Origin of the sequence: Sphingomonas sp. (genome assembly GCF_029239295.1) — a bacterium.
GTDB lineage: Bacteria > Pseudomonadota > Alphaproteobacteria > Sphingomonadales > Sphingomonadaceae > Sphingomonas.
Genome location: NZ_JAQZBC010000020.1, coordinates 1 through 16,316 on the forward strand (window position 1 = coordinate 1; position 16,316 = coordinate 16,316).

Genomic DNA, 16,316 nt, shown 5'->3' on the forward strand with positions numbered 1-16,316 from the left:
CGACGTCCTCCACTTTCCAAGGCGATGGCTCGAGTCGCTCACCAGCACCGCTCCGCAGGAGCTTGCGTGGGCACGGGGGCGCGGAAACTCGATGTCGCCTACGATCGAAGACAATGATCTGGTGCTGATCGACCGTTCAGACCGGTCGGTGCGCGATCAGGACGCGATCTGGGCTTTCACGATCGGCGAGGTGGCGATGATGAAGCGCCTCCGGGTTCGCGGTGAACAGGTCACGATCCTGTCAGACAATGCGCACGTGCCGCCGGACACTGCACATCCCGAGGAAATCCACATCGTAGGGCGCGTATCGCACATAGTTCGAAGACTGTGACAAGCTGGCCTGGGGAGGCCGGCGCATGGAGGGGGGAGCATGCTCGAGAATGTTAGCCAATCAGCGCGGCGGCTGACCGAAAAGGCGGCAGTTTTGCCGCCGAGCTTGACGATTGAAATGGCAGAAGACGCTGCGGAGCTGCCCCCGCCGACCGATGACACGCCGCAGGTAATCGCCGGGTTTATCTGTGCTATCGAATATGCGGACGCGGATGGCGTGGTCACCGATCGGGTAATCAACTGCCGGCGATATGAGTATTTTAACAACAAGCCGCGCGTAGGCGCGATCTGCGGCACCTCGCGTAAATACAAGACATTCTACTGTGATGGCATCCTTCAGGTGCACGACGTCGTCACCCGCCAGCATCTCGGCGACGGTACCCTCTTCGAGCAGTTCGTTGTCGGCGCACACAAGGTCGGGAAGAGCGACTGGAACACCACATCGCAGCGCAAGTCGCTGATCGTGGCCGGTCTAAACGTGCTGTGTTTCATGGCTCGTTGCGATGGGCATTGGCACGAGCTTGAAGAGCAGGTGATTGAGGAGTTCGTCTGCTCGCTGTGGATCCGAAAGGAATGGGAGAATGAGCCTCCCTTGCCCGAGATCGTGGCTCACGCACGCCGGCTGGCGCCCGACGGCGAGGTGTTCCGGGCGGCCATAACGCAGTACGGGCACAGTAGCACGTCGGCGGCAATCCTATCCCGTTTCGTGCAGCGTGTAGTCGCGGCCGACGGCGTGATTTGTGACGCTGAGCATCGCTGGGGTGCTGAGTTTGAGGAGCTCCTTGCCGAGGCGCAAGCGGGCGCCGTAGCGAGCCGGTGAGACGAAGCCTTGGCTAAGCAGCGACCACGCTTTTTCAGTGGCTTCGATCCCGGACGTTATCTCCTCAAGGTCACTGGCTTGTTCCTTGCGCTTCTTGGTGTGGGCAGCGCATTTGCAGATTACTCCAGTTGGGTTAGCGATTTACGTGATCGTATTAAGGCTGAAGAGGGAACAATTTTCTACGCCTATGGCGGATGGATGCTCGTGTCGTTTGCGATCGAACTCGTGCGACGCAAAGTTCGTCATGACCTCGCCGTCTTGCGCTTTGAGCGCGCTGGGCGTCGGCGACGCCGGTGAGGCGTTGCAACGAACGGTTCACAGGTTGGTTGATATGTTCAATCCATATAGGCATATGAAGGGCATGTTCGTGAGGTTCAAATGAGCGCTCTTACGACAATCCTGCTTTTACTCGTGGCGTATGGCGCGATCGTCATAGCGACGACGCTGTTGTCTCAGCCTGCGCGGGTGCGTCTCCAGGAGATCGCTCTCGACATATTGGATGAGCGGCATCTTTCACAGGATGATCGCGAGACGGTCGAGTGGATGATTCAGTCGAGTTCCTCGTCGGTCGTAGGCCTGATGCTGCCGTTTGCCGCTGCTTACCTGCTGGCGGGTGCGCTTCTCGGCGCGCGCCCAAATGGCACTGGGCAAAGTAAGCTTCGCCAGAATCCACGTTACGACGAAATGGCGGGACTCTACGTAGCTTCGATCATGGCTTGCAGCCCGTTTGCCAGCTTGGTCGCAGCTCCTTTTATCATCGCGGGCGTGATGTTGACAGCGATCCGCGGTAATCGCAGCTTGGTGGCAGCGGCTGAGGCGCCTGCGCTCAAGGCTTCTGCGCACTTCCGCCAGGGGCATATGCAGTTGATATGAACTAAGTTTCAGGCTGTCTTTCTGGTTTTAAACTCGTGATGAAGCCGGCGTTGCTCAAGGTGTGATCCACTTCAGCCACCTTCCAGAGAATAACGTCGATTGAAGGTTTGTATCCGCTGACTTTCGCGGTCTGCTCAGCGGCGAGATCGGGGCGCCCGAGCGCGAGGGTGAGGCTTAACGACATTAGCTCCCGACCCGCCTTGGCGTGCGCGGCGTTGGCGGCGGTCTGCGCGGCCTCGTCGGTCGGATATACTCGCGCCAACTTCTTGGCGCCGTCTGCCTTGCCGGCGGCGAAGGTGCGGCGCTTCCCCCCCCTTGCGGTCGTGCCAGGTGGCAACCACGCCCGGAACATCGTCGCGCGTCTGGCGCGTGAACTGGTGCGTGTCCCCATCGCGCCGGCGGATGGTGATCGCTGGCAGGGTCTTGCCGCTGGCGGTAGTGCCCGCGCCGATCGGCGACAGGATCAGCGCGCCGGCCTTGATCGTGGCGACGGCGTTATGCTCGCGGCCGAGACGGCGGACGAATGCCATATCGCTTTCCCGGCTCTGCGCCTTGCTGCGCACCGCGACCTTCGCGAGTGCATATAGCGCTATCGACGTGCCACGATTGCTCCGACAAAGCGTTGTTGCCCGTTATTCAGGCTGGAGCTTAGCGCGAACGCTAGACCTACCTCGCTTGCAGCCTGGCCGAATGTCCTACCGGTGAGCGTACCGGTGTAGCCTGACTGGTTCACCGATGCGTTAATCTCTGATGCAGCGAGGGAGCCCTGCGCCGTGAAGGTGCCGAAGTTTATCCGGGCGCCTTCCGACACCATAGGCGGCAGCTTGGTGCGAAGGTTGAAGGTAACCGAGCTCGTCCTGCCAGAGTAATCCAGCGTGACAGTGGCCGTTCCCTCAACTCCAGTCACCATCGTGAAGCCCGTCCGTAGCACATTGCCCCGCACCCAGCCGGAGAAGGTTTGCGTGCCGCTCGTCGGACTATCTCCGGCTTGCGTGGGATAGCCAAAAACCCCTCCGGTCAGCCTTCCTTGAACCACATCCGACCATTCCCGCGACCAATTGTAGTAGCTAACGCTCGTCAGCGACGCAGCCGGATCTGTAGATCGACTGGCGGTTTCGATGTTTTCGAGGATTGTAAGGCGCGAGGACAGAAAGCCCCATCGGTTAAGGAAGGCAAAGTCGTACTCGCCATCACCATCCATGGGCCGCTCGACGAGATTGGCCGGGTTGAAGACGCTGACCTCGTCATCAGACCGGACCGTCCATGAACGGGTGCCAAGTGCAGTTGCTACTTCGAAGTTCGCTGCGCTTGTCGGCGGCGTGGTACTGGCCGGGCCAAGCTGAAAATCGGCGTTGCTTAGGCGGCCGGTGTAACTTGTCTGGGCGAGTGATGCGGAGAACTGAGCAGAGCCCGAAATTGGGAATGAGCCATAGACAGGTGTCGGAGATGGCGTCGGGCTTGGAGTGGGACTTGGGGTCGGAGTGGGACTAGGGGTTGGCGTTGGGCTGGGGCTGGGTGACGGCGTCGGTGAAACGATCGGAGGCGGACTGTCTGGATCGTCGTCTGAACACGCGGAGATCAGTGTCATGGCCACTAGGCTGGCAGGCAGAAAGTAGGAAACTTTCATCGTCCATATCCTCCCTGCAAGGTAAGTATCACATATTTGCTTTGCGACAAAAGTGGCCGCTATCCTGGCATTAGTGCCCGCGTATTATGCCGGGAACTAAGAAAACCCCGCTCCTATCTCTCAGTATAATCTGCTTGCTTCGGTTCCGGAATTGGAAGCCCGCGGGGATGAATGAAAGATCATCTGTCCGCTTCTAGTTTCACATTTGTTATCAATCCTCTATCGCCGATGCTGTGGCTCACCTCGGTGATGATCCAACGCAGCTGATCAATCGCTGCCTTGTAGCCTGTCGTTTTTGCCTTCTGCTCCGGAGCGAGATCCGGGCGGCCCAAGGCGAGGATGAGGCTCAACGACGCCCGCTCGCGGCCTGCCTTGGCCTGCGCCGCGTTGGCGGCGATCTGCGCCGCCTCCTCGGTCGGATATACCCGCGCCAGCTTCTTCGCGCCCTCTGCCTTGCCGGCGGTGAAGGTGCGGCGCTTGCCTTCCTTGCGGTCATGCCAGCTGGCGATGACACCGGGAACATCGTCCCGCGTCTGGCGCGTGAACTGGTGGGCGTCGCCGTCGCGCCGGCGGATGGTGATCGCCGACAGCGCCTTGCCGCTGGCGGTGATGCCGGCTCCAATCGGCGACAGGATCAGCGCGCCGGCCTTGATCGTAGCGACGGCGTGATGCTCGCGGCCGAGGCGGCGGATGAAAGCCATGTCGCTTTCCCGGCTCTGCGCCTTGCTGCGCACCGCGATCTTCGCGAGCGCTGGGGCGCATTTCGGCGTGAGCTTCAGCCGGCCGGCGATCTGCGCGACGATCGCGCCTAGCGTGGTGTCGTGATAGCTCTTCTCGCGCCGCGTCTTGATGTCGCCCGCGAAGTCTGCCGCGCGGGCGCGGATCGTCACCTGATCGGGCGGGCCGCTGTGCGACACCTCGTCGACGATGAAGCGGCCCTTGTCGACCAGGCCGGGCGCGACGTCGCTGCCGCTCTTCCACCCCAGCTGCAGCTGCAGCGTTGCGCCGCTGGGCGGGAGATCGAGTTTGCCGTCGCTGTCGTCGAGAACGATGTCGAGCTGGTCGGCCTCCTCGCCGCGCTTTTCCGACAGGCCCAGCGAGATCAGGCGCGGACGCACCTTGCCGGTGATGTCGAGCAGCTTCGCCGCCTCGTCGAACAGCGTGCCGCGCATATCGGTGCCGCCCATCGTCAGGCGGAAATCGGGCACGTTGTTCATGCGCGCGCCTCGTCATCGACTCGCAGCAGGTTGATGGTGAAATCGATCTTCAGCGGCGTGCCATCGGCGAGCAGCACGCGTTGGCCCTCGTCGATCGTCTCGATGACATAGGCGCCGTACACGCGGCCGGCGCCGTCGAGCAGCGGCCATGCATCGCCGCTGTTCGCCATAGTGCGCAGCTCGTCGATCGAGGCGCTGCCGTTGCTCAGCTCCGCATAGGCCGTGCCGCTGATCGAGATCGTTTCCTCGCCGGGCCCGACATATTGCGTCGCGTCGCGCGCGCCGATGCGCGGCGAGGTGGCATGGCGCCATGACGCGCGGCGCTGCAGCTCGTCATGGGCGAGGGTGGAGATGCCGAAGGCGAAGAGTCCGAGGGCCAGCAGCATCAGAAGTCATCCTCGTCCGCGAAGGTGGAGCGGTTGCGGGTGGCGGCGCCCTGTGCTTCGGCGAGCTTGCGTGCAACGATCTGGGCGATCTTCTCCTCGCTCTGCCCCGGCGCACCCTGCACGATGATCGTGATGGGGGCGGCCGGGGCGGCGCGTGCGGCAGCGCCGGCGGATCCCGCGCCGCCTGCCATGGCGCCGACCGCGATCGCGCCGGTCATGCGACGGGACAGGCCGTGGAGGCGCGACATGGGGCCGTTCTCGCCACCCTCGATGCCGTTGGAGAGGCCCTCCATCATGTATCCACCCAGCCCGGCAAAGACGCGGGAAGGGGAGCGGATGCCGAGCACGCTCTTGAAGGTGCTGATGGCGCCGCTGCCGATGCTGCGGATTTTCGCCAGCACGATCCCCGGATCGATCCCGCCGAGCAGCCCCTGCATGATCATCGTGCCGGCCGTCTTGAACAGCGCAACGCCGCTGCTTTTCAGCCAGTTGCCTGCGTCGACGAAGCCCTGCCGGATCCCGCCCCAGAAGGAGAACCAGGCGGCGCTGATCGTGTCCCAATGGTTCCACGCGGCATAGAGCAGAGCGATGGCGCCCAGCACGGCCATCACCGTCCCGACGATCGGCAGCAGGCCGATCGACGCGACACCGCCGGCGACGCCCATGGCGGTGAGGCCGGCGTTGATGATCGCGATCGGCCCCATGATTCCGGCCAGGATGATCATGCCGGTGCCGAACAGGAGGAACAGCCCGGCGATTGCCGCGGTTCCGATGACGGCCGCTTTCGCGAGGCGCGGGTGCTGCTGCGCCGCCTTGCCGATCCAGCCGGCGAAGGCGGTCAGGCGCTTGGTAACGCTGTTGACGGTGGGCAGCAGTAGAGCGCCCAGCGTGATCCCCAGCGCCTGTGCGTTGACGGTCAGCGCCTTCGACTGTTCGGCCGAATCCTTCATCCGCTCGGCAAAGTCGCGATCGGTGACGCCGCTGGCACCCGCCGCCTCGGCGCGGATCCGGCGATATTCCTCCATGTTCTGGATCAGCGGGCGCAGGCCCTGTTGCACCTGCGCGTCCTCGAACAGGAAACCCATCTTGCTGAGATCGCCGCCGGTCGCTTTCTTGGTCAGCTCGGCGATGGCCTCCAGCGGCGTCTTGCCCTCGGCATAGGCCTTCTTCAGCGCCTTTGGCAGATCGATGCCGAACTTCGAGAATGCCTTGATCGTGCCCGGCGAGCTGATCTTCTGGATGACGTTGGCGACGTTGTTCGCGGCGGTGGAGCTGTCGCCTGCGCCTTTGCGCGCGATCTGCAGCGCAGCGGCGAGATCCGCAACGGCGCCGGTACCCGACTGGCCGAGCGCCTGATAGCCTGCGGTGAGCGACGGGAAGGATCCCGCCATGTCCTTGATCTCGAACGCGCCCTGCTTGCCGGCCTCGGCCATGATGTCGATGACACGCCCCGCCTGGTCGACCGGCACCTTCAGATTGTCTTTGGCGGCGAACGCTGCGGCGGACAGATCGGCGATCTCTGCCTGATAGGCTGTCGCCGCCTTGCCGATCGGCTTCATCATGATCGCTGCCTGCTGCGGCGACAGGCCTAAGCCGGCGAGCGCGTCCACACCCTGCAGCATCGCATCGGGCAGCTGGTTCGCCGCCTGGGCCGAGGCGAGCAGCGATCGGCCCAGCTGGCCGCTGGCCTTGCGGGAGAGATCCGCCTTCTGGCCGATGGACGTCATCGCCGCCTCGTAATCCTGTGCCTGCTTCACCCCGCGCCAGACGCCGGTGCCGATCGCGACGCCGGTGCCGATCGCCGCTGCGCCGCTTGCCGCCATGCCGCCTGCCATGCCCTGCATTCGGGCGAACTTCTCGCGCGCGGCCGAGGCGCGGCGCTGCCGGTCGGTAAGCTCGCGCAAGCGGCTGCTCTGTTCCTCGATTTCGCGATTGGCCGCTGCCGACTGTGCGCGCAGGTCGCGCTCGTGCTGGGCGAGGTTGCGGGTCTCCACGCCAGCCGCGCGCAGCCGCTCGCGCAGCTGCTGCAGCTGGCTCGTTTCGGCCTGGTGCTGGCGCGTCAGGCGTTCGGCCTCGGCCTTCGCCTTGGCGAAATCCCGCGTCATCGCCTTTGTCGGTGCCGAAGTTTTCGCGATCTCGCGGCCGAGCGCCGCGGCGCGCGTCTTAGCGGCCTGCATCGTCGCGGCGGTCGACTGCACGCCGGCCTTCAGCTGGCGGAAGCCCGCGAGGTCAGCCTGGGCGCGATCAATCTCCTTCAGCCGGTCGCGCGTCGTTTTCAGCGACTGCGCGAGCTTGCTGGATCCGCCGGCCATGTCGCGGAGCGGGCGGGAGACGCGGTCGCCCGCTTCGAGCAGCATGCGGATCCGCAGGTTACGATCGGCCATGTCAGCTTTCCGGGTTGTGGCGCTTCGCCGCCTTAATTCGCCAGCCCATCAGCTCGGCCGGCGTCATCGGATCCATGGCGGCCGGCGTCCATCCGAAGACGAGCGCCAGATCCGCCATCACTTCCTCTAAGTCGCCGGGGAGACCGCTTCCTTCGCGGCCTTCGGCAGCAAAAAATCCATCACCTCGCCGCCGAGCTGCATGAGATCGGCGGGATCAAGGCGCGCGATGTCGGCCTTGTGCAGGACCGGCATGGTGATGCGCGGCAGGAGGGTTTCGAGGGCGCCATAGTCGAGCTGCGACAGCGCCATCAGGGTCAGGCCGCGCAGCTCGCCTGCGTTCGGCTTGCGGACCTGCACGGTGGTGATCGGGTCGGCGCCGGGACGATCGAGCGGCACGTCGAGGGCGACAGTGGCGAGGCTGGTCGAAGCGGCAAGGGTGGCAATGTCGGTCATGGTGGCGGCTTTCGCTGGATCGGGAAACGGCGCCGGCGACACGGGGTCGCCGGCGGTCAGGTGGGAGAGGTCAGTAGAGGCCGATCGCCGCGCGCAGCTCGGCGCGACGGTCGACGCCGTCGACGATCAGGATGCCGGCGAGGACGTCGGCCTCGATCACGGTGACGCCGTTCCAATCGAGCTTGTAATAAGCCACGGCGGTCTTGACCTTGAACTCGCCGCCCTCGCCGAGCTTCTGCTCGCCCATGTCGATCTCTTCATGGCGACCGCGGATCATCACCTCGACGGAATCCACCGCGCCGTTGTCGTCCTGCTGATAGGCGCAGGCGAAGCGCAGGCCGATGCCGTCGACCCGCGTGACGCCATATTGCGACAGGACATCGCGCATCGGCCCGCCGAGCGTCCATTCGGCCTCCATCGCCTCGCTGCCGAGGTCGACCTTCACGGTGCCGTCCATGCCACCGCCGCGCCAGTCGTCGAGCTTGCGGGTGAGCTTGGGCAGGGTGAACGATGCGACCTGGCCGATGTACGGCCCGCCGCTGTTGAACAGCATCAGATCCTTGAGCTTACGGGGCATCCCCATGGCGTGTTCCTTCGATGGTAGAGGGGGAGTGGCGGCCGGGATCAGCCGTTGGCGACCAGGGCGGCGAAGTCGGCGAAGAACTCGTCCGAGATCTCCTGCTCGAACGCGAGGTGCTCCAGCGGCGGGACCGGCGTGTAGCGGTAGCTGATCAGCAGCTTGCCCTGCTTCAGCGTGTCGACCGGGTTCTTGTCGGCGCGGAACTCGGCGACGGCGCCGAGGATCTTGCCCTCGCGCTTCAGCTCGCGGAACTTGGCATTGATCTCCTCGACGATGTCCTTGGCGAGGCTGGGCGTCAGCGGCTTGTCCATCGCCCACAGCATGCCGGCGACGATGCTGTCTGCGAGGATCTGCGCGGTGCGGGTCGCGCTTTCGAAGGTGAAGGCGCTTGCCGGATCCGCGCAGGTGCGGTTGCCCCAGAAGCGCAGCTCGCCCGCCAGGCGCACGATCGTCGTCACCTGCGCCGCGTTCAGGATATTGGCGTCACAGTCCGGATCCTGAATGTCGAACTGGACGTCTTTGGTGAGGCCATCGACGCCAGCGACCGGTACGTTGGACAGCGTCTTGTGCCAGCCCTGCGTCTGGTCGATCGCGGCACGCAAACCGAGAGCACGCGCTACGGCGAAGCTGGGCACGTCGGCGCCGTTCAGGCCGAGCGGCGCGGTGAAGTCCGGCCAGATCAGCATCAGCTCGCGCTGATCGAAGTTCGCGCGATAGGCGGCGACCTGCTGCCGATCGGCGCCGATTGCTGCGGCATAGGCCATGGCGCGCAGCCGCTTGGCGACGTCGGCCAGCGCCTCTGCGACATCCTCGGTATCGAGGCCGGGCGCACCGATGATGCGCGGGCGAACGCCAATCTGCGCCTCGGCCGCGAGCAGTGCCTGCAGGCCGGTCTTTACGCCGTTGACGTCGGCGCCGATCACCGCTGCCTCGGTCGCCTCGGCATCGGCGCCGGGCGCGACGCGCACGACGACAACGGTGGTGCGGACCTGATCGGCAATAGCCTCCAGCGCAGCTCGAAGCGTGCCGGTCGCGCCGGCAGCGGCGATGGCATCACCAAGGACAGTGACCTTGACCGGCGTGTCGAGCGGGAAGACGGCCGCGTCAGCAGCGGGCGCTGTCGCGACCAGGCCGATGACGGCGGTGGCGACGGTGGCGATGGTGCGGCGCGAGCCGGGCACCTCGGTGACGGAAATACCGTGGAAGAACGACATCGCGAGGATCCTTTCAGACGAGCGCGCTGAGCGCGGAGAGGGGAGTGGAGAAGGCGAAGGCGGCGGATGGGCCGACGACGTCGTTGCGGCGCCCGGTGACGATGAGGCGGGCGCTGCAGGAGGCGTCGCCGGGTTCGAGCGCGATCCGATCGATCCGGGCGCGGCGCTCCTGGCGCAGCAGCGACAGGGCGGCGGCAGCGAAGACGCGGATCCGCGTCAGATCATTGAGCGGCTGATCGAGCAGCTCGGGAATGCGCGAGCCGTAATCGCGCCGGCCGACGCGGGTGCCCAGCGGCGTACCGAGGATATCGGCGATTGACTGGCGCAGATGGTCGGCGCCCTCGATCTGCTTGCCGGTGGTGCGATCCATGCCGATCATGGCACGTCCTCCAAAGTGGTACTTTGGAGGAGGAAGAAGGCGGGAAGGCCGATCATTGCGGTGGACCCGAAACGGCGCCGCCTGCCTGGACATTGGTGTGCTTGTGGCTCTTGAGGCTCTTGCCGTCCGCTACGACGTCATCGGTGGCCGTCATCTTGCCCTGCAGGTCGATGTCGCCCTCGATCTTGACGGGGCCGACCAGGCGAATGCCGCCCGGCGCCTCGATCAGCGCCTTGCCGCCATCAGGCATCACCGCGTTGAGCGTGTGGCTTTCGGGGTTGTAGAGGATCCGCGCGCCGTCCTCGAACTCGATCAGGGTCGAGCCGTCGTTTGCGGGATGCGGGCTGGCGTCAGAGCTGAGACTGCCGACGACGATCGCACGCTCGGTATCCGCCTCCGGCGCCAGCACCAGCACCTGTTCGCCGACGCTGGGGGGCGACCAGACGCGCGTGTTGCCGACACGGCTGCATAGCCATGGGATATCGCCGGTCGTCAGCTCATCGGCAATCTGCACACGGCACGTGCCGTTCGCGAGATCGACGGACGCAATGGTGCCTTCGCGGGCAAGATCGCCGATCAGGCGCTGGGTATCGCGGGGATCCATGACCGCGACCATGCGCGGCACGTTCGCGAGTGCGAGTGGCCGGTCGTGTAGAAAGCTATTCTACACGACCGGCCTGCGGTTTTGTCGTCAGGCCGCTTCCAGCGCCTTCTCCAATCGGCTCAGGCGTTCGGCGTTGGCGGCGGCGAGGAACAGGGCGAGTTGCCCGATACGCAAACCGTAGCGGTTGCCCGCTAGGCGGGCGAGGCGCTCGCCATCCTTCACCAAGCCATCGACTTCCAGCTCGATCTCCCTGAACTCGAAAACGGGAACGCCGATCGCGTCCTCTTCGTCGTTGGCCGGGTTCTTCGTGCCATACTCACGCACGCCGGTGTCGACCGGCACGGTGACCAGCTTCTTGACGCGACCAGGGACCATGACGTCTTCGAAGCCGTCATCCCAATGGTCGTAACACAGGAAGGCATGTCTGAAGCTGGGGTGTTCGCCAGGTGCCGGTCGCGTTTCGAGCCCTTCGTCATAGAAGATCTCGATGATATCCTGCGCCTTCGCACCAAAGTGGACGCGAGCAGCGTCTTCGCCCTTCGCCTTGATCTGGTCGAGCCATTGATAGAGCCCCATCTGCGCACTGATGCGCCGAGCGGCACGCAGATGCGCCTCGCTCATCCTGCCGCGCCACATCTTTGCACGCGCGTCTGAGGTGTTGATGGTGCCGCTGGCCGCGTAGACGGTCGAAAAGCGAGCGCCGGGGCCGCCCAGGCTACGCTCCGCATCAGCGGTCGGAACGATGTTGCCGCTGGTAGCAATGTCGCCGTCGAAGCGCGCGGCACGGTTGTATCGTCCGCCTGCTGCCTGCGCGAACAGGCCGGTATTGAGGTCGTTGTCTCCAAAGCAGCCGATGACGGTGCCGTAACCGCTGGATCCACCACCGGCATTGTTGACGATCGTCAGCCCGGTCGCTTCCACCGAACCACGCACGTTCGCCGTGAGCGTGATCGCAGCACCGGTCATCGGCGCTGCACCGGTGAGTGGCGTGCCCGGCGCTACAATCACGTCCAGCCCGCTAAGCATGCCGGTTCGCTCGCCCCCTTTCAGGATCTGAACACGGGTAACGATGCCAGCGGTGACGTTCTGCCGCTCGAACGTATTTGACACGGCAGACCGGGTGTTCGCGGCCGTCGTGCTGACAATACCGGCGCCCTCTTCGCTGATATTGTCAACCACCAGCGCCGGGCCGATCCCGCTCGGCCCGCCGGCAACTCCAGTAACGTTCTGCTTGATCGCGCGGATGGCGGCTCCGGTACCCGAACTCGCAAAGTTGCCGAGCAGGCCGAAGCCATCACCGCTGCCCACGCGGTTCCCCGAGGCGCCTCCGCCAGGACCGTCCTCATATTTGTTGAACACCCCGGCGAACGACCGGCCCTTGCCATTGGCTGCGGCGCCGAAGGCGCCCCCCGTGGTGACGTCCTTGCCCGCGGAGTAGAGGATGTGGATCGGGTACGCGCCGCTGCCTTCGCCGTCCGCCGCCATGTGAAGCAGCATGCCGTCTCGCTGCTGACCCAATACGGATTCAAAGAAGAACTCGAGCGAGGCGCTGCCCTGACCGGGATCAGGCACGATCGATCGAAAAGGGGCGCCGGCACGAAGCGCGCCGAGCTTGTCCGCGATGTTGGCTGCGTCGTCGCTGCTGATCGTGTCGGCCGTGACGGATTCAAAGCCGAGCGGCCCGCTGGGATCGCCCTTGTCACCTTTGTAATAGTTTGGGAGCGAGGCGGCGATCGCCGTGGAGAGCATGAGCATCGAGAGACGCTTGGTGATCCGGCTCTGCACGACGGGGAACTGGACGTCTTCCGCGAGATCATTGACGATCGGCAGCGCCGAGATCTTGGCCATGAGTCAAACCTTCATGATGTAGAACAGCGACATGGACGGCTGCGTCACGTCGACGGTGTGATCGTGCGCGCCCGCCTCGGCGGACGCGCCGGCGAGCGTTGCGGTGTGTGAGTGACCGGGATCGAGGAGCTGAACCGAACGAACGGAATCGCCGGTGCCCCCGCCGGCGGTGTCGTTCTTCAGCGTGGTGTTAAGTGACACGAGGCTTTCGACGTTGGCGGTGGTGCCGGTGACTTCCACCTGATGCGCATGTGCGCCGGCCTGTGCGGTGCGCTGTTGCGTCGCACCGAAACGCTCACCAGCCGGGCGATCGCCCGCGCCGACGATCACGAGGCCGCGCAGATCCGGCGTCGTGACAATGCCCTCGCCATCGCTGCGTTCGACTGCTCGCCCATCGCAGATGGCCCAGCCGACGGGAGTGTCGTTATCGTCTCCGTACCAGATGCTGATCATGCCGATCGGGAGCATGCGCCGCAGCTCTGCCGGCGTGACGACCGTCGAGCTCGACGTTCCCTCCTCGACCTCATCGGGGGTCGCCAGGCGAACCACGCCCATCCGCTGTGTCGTCGCCGGTGGATTTAGGAAGTTGGTGTCGCCGAAGCGCAAATCGCTGATGTCCCCAGTGGGGAAGCCGATGTCGATCGCGGCGAGAAGCGCGGCGCGCGGCGACTTTTCGAACAACGGATCTTCTTGGCCGTAGGCAGCAAACAGCGTACCATCGCCGAGGAACAAGCCGAAGCCATGGGCGTGGTAGCTGGCGTCGCTGTCATCACGAATGATCATGTGAACGACATTGTCGCCGACCTGCTCGCCGGAGATTGTCTGCAGCCGCTCGAACTCGCCAGGCAGTGCGTCAAGCGTCGGCGCCGGAACGAACGGCGCGTCAGTCAGACCTACGGACATGATGGAAAGGTCGATGTCGTCGGCCAGCTGCGCCGCGGTGAACCGTTCCAGCCCTGCCCGGGTGATGGTGAGGATCAATCTGCTCATTGGATGTTCCTCAGCAAGGAGCCGGTTTCGGTTTCGAGCGGCTCGCCCTGTTCGGTCTGCAGACAGGCATCCCAATCGAGCGAGGTGTCGACGATCAGATCAGTGGCATCGCGCGTGTAGGAGACGAGGCGACCTGCGCCCTGAATGCCGACCGCTCCGCCCGCGAACAGCGTCTGCACCACGCGCAAATGCTCGCGGAGCGGTTTGACACGACCGACCTCGGCAATGATCTCGTCGATGATCGCAGCGCTGGCGCGCTTGCCGCCCGCCGCCCTGGCGATCTCCACCAGTGGCACATGCACCTCGAAGACGTGTGGCGGCAGGCGGGCGGGATCCTCGTGCCATTCAACGATGGTGGCGAGCCGATCGAGCCGGGCGAGCACCATCTCAACCGATCGCCGTGTGCCCTTGATCCGGTGGAGCGCGATCGATTCCGCGACTGCCTGGCGCTTCAGCGCCTCTGGCCATGTCGCATCCCAGCTATCGACCGAGAGGCCGAACGCGAGCCATGGCAATACGCTGGCGGCGATGGTCTGCGGATTGACCAGCGTGTCGATCGGCGCGGTGACATCGCTCAGCCGGGCAATGCCATGCTCCAGCGCACGTTCAAGCCGGGTCGCATTGGGCGGCAGCAGGCTCATGCCGCGTAGCCGCCATGCGAAACGTCGATCGCAATGGGCCAAGCCGCTTCGGTCGCATCACAGATAACGTCAGCGGCTGGGCTGGCGAGATCCACGCGATGCACGCCAGCGACGGAAAGGGCGGCAATGATGCCTGAGCGCGTGATTGACCGACCGAGCTTGCGGTTCTCCGCATTGAAACCGGCCAGTGCCCTGCGCGCCTCGTCCAGCACGATCGAGATGTCGGGACCGGAATAGGTGATCAGCACTGCGCGGATCTCAAAATTGCGGATCGTGGCCGAGGTGGTCGTGACAGCATCGCCGAGCGGCCTGATCGCTGGACTGTTCACGACGGCGTCGACGGCATCGACGAGCTGGGCCGAGGCAGTGCCGTCGCCTTGCGTCGACAATATTGAGACGCGCACGACGCCAGGCGCGGGCGAGCTGGCGGTCGCGTCGAGCACTTCGGCGCTCGCGCCCTTGGCGTGGGCGACATAGGCCAGCTCGGGCCCGGCGCTGGAGAAGCTTTCGGGAGCAAGCACGATGCGCTGACGAAAGGCCTCGTCAGCCTCCATCACTGCGGGGCGGCCCGGGGCCGGGTCGGCCGGCGCAATGGTGAGGCGAGCGACACCGACCAAGGCGCCGAGGTGATCGAGCGCGAGCCCGGTGGCATAGGCGACGAGCAGCTGCAGCGCGCCATCCTGAAAGGCGCCGCGGATCAGGAACTCGCGGTAGGCCGCGACCTGAAGCACCTTGACCGCAGGGTCGCTGTCGATTGTCGCATCGAACGCCGGCATCAGCTGCTGCACAGCAGCGATCATATCGGTGAGGATCTGCTCGAAGGTGCGCTGCTCGACGATGGTCGGCGCAGCCAAGCGCGAAAGATCAACGGTGGAGGAGCTGGCGGCCATGATGCCGGCCATGTCGTGCGGCACGCGCGCGCCTGGCTATGCCGCGCTCGTGTAGAATGGCTTTCTACATGACTAACATAAAGGCTGGTTAAGCGGTCCGGCAGCTACCCCCCAACATCGGCCGCCCGCTATGCGCGGTGCTCATCCCAAAAGCGGCCGGCCGAAATCCACTCAGTCCCCGGCGTTAGCGGCGCTTTTCAGCGTTCCAACTCGCGTAAAGCTGCGTCGAGCCTGCAATGCATGTAAACTGAAAAGGGGGCGGAGTTGCGCTCGAAGGTGCACGTGTCTTTAACGGTTCGCACGCACCGTAGCGCACGCCGTTGCGGAACGCGCCCGGCATACAGGCAGGAATTTGAGCAGGAATGCTGAGACGCTTCATCTTCGCCGCAGGCTTCGTCGTAACCGGCTGTTCGTCAGCAGAGCCTGAACCCGCAGCCGCGCCCAAGGCAAAGGCAGTGGTTGTAACGTCTGAGCAGAAGATCGCCGCCCTTGACCAGCATATCAAGGGTGATGCTTGGAAGCCGCTTACCCGCCAGAAGGACAGTGGGCTCTATCGCAAGCTGGGCAAGGAGCGTTTCGCCGACGCGAACGCGCTCGCGATGTGGGCTGGCCGAAGTGCCCTTCAGGATATGTGCCGTGAAGTAAAGTCGATCAAAGTCAGTAGCGACGCAACTCGAAGTCAGCTTTCCTGGGACATCAAGTGCGATCAGACACTCGGCATCAGCGTCTCGGAAAAGGGGGCACTTCAAACGCGGAACGCCGTTGATCCCAGCTTTAAGGACCGGGGCGAAAGCCTGCCAGACATGTATAGCCGATCCGGCGCCGGTGAAGGCGCTGACGTCGAGAAGTTAGCCGCGACAATCATTAACCTGAACCGTCATCTTTGCGCGAAAGTGCTAGACATATCGCCTCTTCAAATGCGCGAGGGCGTCTACGAGGTGACCTGCATTGAGTATCGCGGTGGCACAGGCACTGTCCGCTACATGCTGGACGCTCGGGCCGGCTTAGCATCGCCGCTGTAGCACTTGGCTCCACGTGCGCCACGGACTTCAGTGTTCCAAGTCGCGTCAACCTGCGTCA

General features: G+C 64.5%; 20 protein-coding genes. 5 read left to right on the forward strand and 15 right to left on the reverse strand.

Going from position 1 to position 16,316, the window contains the following annotated elements:
* The 4 genes from K0S66_RS15130 to K0S66_RS15145 all read left to right on the forward strand — a co-directional run.
* Positions 1 to 331 (forward strand): S24 family peptidase (locus K0S66_RS15130; protein ID WP_301076298.1); only part of this gene is annotated, 331 nt, incomplete at its 5' end.
* A 39-nt stretch (positions 332 to 370) separates the two neighbouring features.
* On the forward strand, positions 371 to 1,150 hold the full coding sequence (locus K0S66_RS15135) for a hypothetical protein (RefSeq protein ID WP_301076299.1): 780 nt from the start codon (positions 371 to 373) through the stop codon (positions 1,148 to 1,150).
* A gap of 9 nt (positions 1,151 to 1,159) precedes the next feature.
* Positions 1,160 to 1,447 (forward strand): hypothetical protein, encoded by a 288-nt coding sequence (locus K0S66_RS15140; RefSeq protein ID WP_301076301.1) that lies wholly within the window; start codon positions 1,160 to 1,162, stop codon positions 1,445 to 1,447.
* An 81-nt stretch (positions 1,448 to 1,528) separates the two neighbouring features.
* On the forward strand, positions 1,529 to 2,023 hold the full coding sequence (locus K0S66_RS15145) for a hypothetical protein (protein ID WP_301076302.1): 495 nt from the start codon (positions 1,529 to 1,531) through the stop codon (positions 2,021 to 2,023).
* Between the two features lies 1 nt (position 2,024).
* On the opposite strand, the gene K0S66_RS15150 is transcribed toward K0S66_RS15145, so the two are convergent.
* The 15 genes from K0S66_RS15150 to K0S66_RS15220 all read right to left on the reverse strand — a co-directional run bounded on the left by K0S66_RS15150 (position 2,025) and on the right by K0S66_RS15220 (position 15,236).
* Positions 2,025 to 2,414 (reverse strand): hypothetical protein, encoded by a 390-nt coding sequence (locus tag K0S66_RS15150; RefSeq protein WP_301076303.1) that lies wholly within the window; start codon positions 2,412 to 2,414, stop codon positions 2,025 to 2,027.
* Between the two features lie 198 nt (positions 2,415 to 2,612).
* On the reverse strand, positions 2,613 to 3,224 hold the full coding sequence (locus tag K0S66_RS15155; RefSeq protein WP_301076304.1) for a hypothetical protein: 612 nt from the start codon (positions 3,222 to 3,224) through the stop codon (positions 2,613 to 2,615).
* A 605-nt stretch (positions 3,225 to 3,829) separates the two neighbouring features.
* A complete protein-coding gene (locus K0S66_RS15160) occupies positions 3,830 to 4,867 on the reverse strand; it encodes a contractile injection system protein, VgrG/Pvc8 family (RefSeq protein ID WP_301076305.1) in 1,038 nt (345 codons plus the stop codon).
* Complete coding sequence (locus tag K0S66_RS15165; RefSeq protein WP_301076306.1) at positions 4,864 to 5,253, reverse strand: phage tail protein; 390 nt, start codon at positions 5,251 to 5,253, stop codon at positions 4,864 to 4,866. Before K0S66_RS15165 ends, K0S66_RS15160 begins: the two co-directional genes overlap by 4 nt.
* Positions 5,253 to 7,637, reverse strand: coding sequence for a phage tail tape measure protein (locus K0S66_RS15170; RefSeq protein WP_301076307.1), 2,385 nt, complete (start codon positions 7,635 to 7,637; stop codon positions 5,253 to 5,255). Before K0S66_RS15170 ends, K0S66_RS15165 begins: the two co-directional genes overlap by 1 nt.
* A gap of 1 nt (position 7,638) precedes the next feature.
* Positions 7,639 to 7,755, reverse strand: coding sequence for a GpE family phage tail protein (locus K0S66_RS15175; protein WP_301076308.1), 117 nt, complete (start codon positions 7,753 to 7,755; stop codon positions 7,639 to 7,641).
* A gap of 8 nt (positions 7,756 to 7,763) precedes the next feature.
* Complete coding sequence (locus K0S66_RS15180; protein ID WP_301076310.1) at positions 7,764 to 8,090, reverse strand: phage tail assembly protein; 327 nt, start codon at positions 8,088 to 8,090, stop codon at positions 7,764 to 7,766.
* Positions 8,091 to 8,160: 70 nt separating this feature from the next.
* Entirely contained in the window at positions 8,161 to 8,673 is a 513-nt protein-coding gene (locus tag K0S66_RS15185; RefSeq protein WP_301076311.1) for a phage major tail tube protein, read from the reverse strand.
* 41 nt (positions 8,674 to 8,714) lie between these two features.
* The gene (locus tag K0S66_RS15190) at positions 8,715 to 9,884 is read right to left on the reverse strand and encodes a phage tail sheath subtilisin-like domain-containing protein (protein ID WP_301076312.1); all 1,170 of its coding nucleotides are present in this window, start codon (positions 9,882 to 9,884) and stop codon (positions 8,715 to 8,717) included.
* Between the two features lie 13 nt (positions 9,885 to 9,897).
* Complete coding sequence (locus K0S66_RS15195) at positions 9,898 to 10,263, reverse strand: GPW/gp25 family protein (protein ID WP_301076313.1); 366 nt, start codon at positions 10,261 to 10,263, stop codon at positions 9,898 to 9,900.
* Positions 10,264 to 10,315: 52 nt separating this feature from the next.
* Complete coding sequence (locus K0S66_RS15200) at positions 10,316 to 10,879, reverse strand: phage baseplate assembly protein V (protein ID WP_301076314.1); 564 nt, start codon at positions 10,877 to 10,879, stop codon at positions 10,316 to 10,318.
* Between the two features lie 75 nt (positions 10,880 to 10,954).
* The gene (locus K0S66_RS15205; protein WP_301076315.1) at positions 10,955 to 12,715 is read right to left on the reverse strand and encodes a hypothetical protein; all 1,761 of its coding nucleotides are present in this window, start codon (positions 12,713 to 12,715) and stop codon (positions 10,955 to 10,957) included.
* A gap of 3 nt (positions 12,716 to 12,718) precedes the next feature.
* Positions 12,719 to 13,705 carry a hypothetical protein gene (locus K0S66_RS15210; protein ID WP_301076316.1) on the reverse strand — a complete coding sequence of 329 codons (987 nt, stop codon included), beginning with the start codon at positions 13,703 to 13,705 and terminating at the stop codon, positions 12,719 to 12,721.
* A complete protein-coding gene (locus tag K0S66_RS15215) occupies positions 13,702 to 14,346 on the reverse strand; it encodes a phage tail protein I (RefSeq protein ID WP_301076317.1) in 645 nt (214 codons plus the stop codon). The genes K0S66_RS15210 and K0S66_RS15215 overlap by 4 nt, the downstream gene beginning before the upstream one ends.
* Positions 14,343 to 15,236 (reverse strand): baseplate J/gp47 family protein, encoded by an 894-nt coding sequence (locus K0S66_RS15220; RefSeq protein ID WP_366520839.1) that lies wholly within the window; start codon positions 15,234 to 15,236, stop codon positions 14,343 to 14,345. Before K0S66_RS15220 ends, K0S66_RS15215 begins: the two co-directional genes overlap by 4 nt.
* A 362-nt stretch (positions 15,237 to 15,598) precedes the next feature.
* Here K0S66_RS15220 and K0S66_RS15225 point away from each other — a divergent pair, with 362 nt between their 5' ends.
* Entirely contained in the window at positions 15,599 to 16,258 is a 660-nt protein-coding gene (locus K0S66_RS15225; protein WP_301076320.1) for a hypothetical protein, read from the forward strand.
* The last annotated feature ends 58 nt before the right edge of the window (positions 16,259 to 16,316 follow it).

Bases quoted from the DNA above. Each gene is read 5' to 3' on its own strand.
- K0S66_RS15135 (WP_301076299.1), top strand. From the start codon at position 371: ATGCTCGAGAATGTTAGCCAATCAGCGCGGCGGCTGACCGAAAAGGCG.
- K0S66_RS15145 (WP_301076302.1), top strand. From the start codon at position 1,529: ATGAGCGCTCTTACGACAATCCTGCTTTTACTCGTGGCGTATGGCGCG.
- K0S66_RS15150 (WP_301076303.1), bottom strand. From the start codon at position 2,414: ATGGGGACACGCACCAGTTCACGCGCCAGACGCGCGACGATGTTCCGG.
- K0S66_RS15155 (WP_301076304.1), bottom strand. From the start codon at position 3,224: ATGGATGGTGATGGCGAGTACGACTTTGCCTTCCTTAACCGATGGGGC.
- K0S66_RS15160 (WP_301076305.1), bottom strand. From the start codon at position 4,867: ATGAACAACGTGCCCGATTTCCGCCTGACGATGGGCGGCACCGATATG.
- K0S66_RS15165 (WP_301076306.1), bottom strand. From the start codon at position 5,253: ATGCTGCTGGCCCTCGGACTCTTCGCCTTCGGCATCTCCACCCTCGCC.
- K0S66_RS15170 (WP_301076307.1), bottom strand. From the start codon at position 7,637: ATGGCCGATCGTAACCTGCGGATCCGCATGCTGCTCGAAGCGGGCGAC.
- K0S66_RS15175 (WP_301076308.1), bottom strand. From the start codon at position 7,755: ATGGCGGATCTGGCGCTCGTCTTCGGATGGACGCCGGCCGCCATGGAT.
- K0S66_RS15180 (WP_301076310.1), bottom strand. From the start codon at position 8,090: ATGACCGACATTGCCACCCTTGCCGCTTCGACCAGCCTCGCCACTGTC.
- K0S66_RS15185 (WP_301076311.1), bottom strand. From the start codon at position 8,673: ATGGGGATGCCCCGTAAGCTCAAGGATCTGATGCTGTTCAACAGCGGC.
- K0S66_RS15190 (WP_301076312.1), bottom strand. From the start codon at position 9,884: ATGTCGTTCTTCCACGGTATTTCCGTCACCGAGGTGCCCGGCTCGCGC.
- K0S66_RS15195 (WP_301076313.1), bottom strand. From the start codon at position 10,263: ATGATCGGCATGGATCGCACCACCGGCAAGCAGATCGAGGGCGCCGAC.
- K0S66_RS15200 (WP_301076314.1), bottom strand. From the start codon at position 10,879: ATGGTCGCGGTCATGGATCCCCGCGATACCCAGCGCCTGATCGGCGAT.
- K0S66_RS15205 (WP_301076315.1), bottom strand. From the start codon at position 12,715: ATGGCCAAGATCTCGGCGCTGCCGATCGTCAATGATCTCGCGGAAGAC.
- K0S66_RS15210 (WP_301076316.1), bottom strand. From the start codon at position 13,705: ATGAGCAGATTGATCCTCACCATCACCCGGGCAGGGCTGGAACGGTTC.
- K0S66_RS15215 (WP_301076317.1), bottom strand. From the start codon at position 14,346: ATGAGCCTGCTGCCGCCCAATGCGACCCGGCTTGAACGTGCGCTGGAG.
- K0S66_RS15220 (WP_366520839.1), bottom strand. From the start codon at position 15,236: ATGGCCGCCAGCTCCTCCACCGTTGATCTTTCGCGCTTGGCTGCGCCG.
- K0S66_RS15225 (WP_301076320.1), top strand. From the start codon at position 15,599: ATGCTGAGACGCTTCATCTTCGCCGCAGGCTTCGTCGTAACCGGCTGT.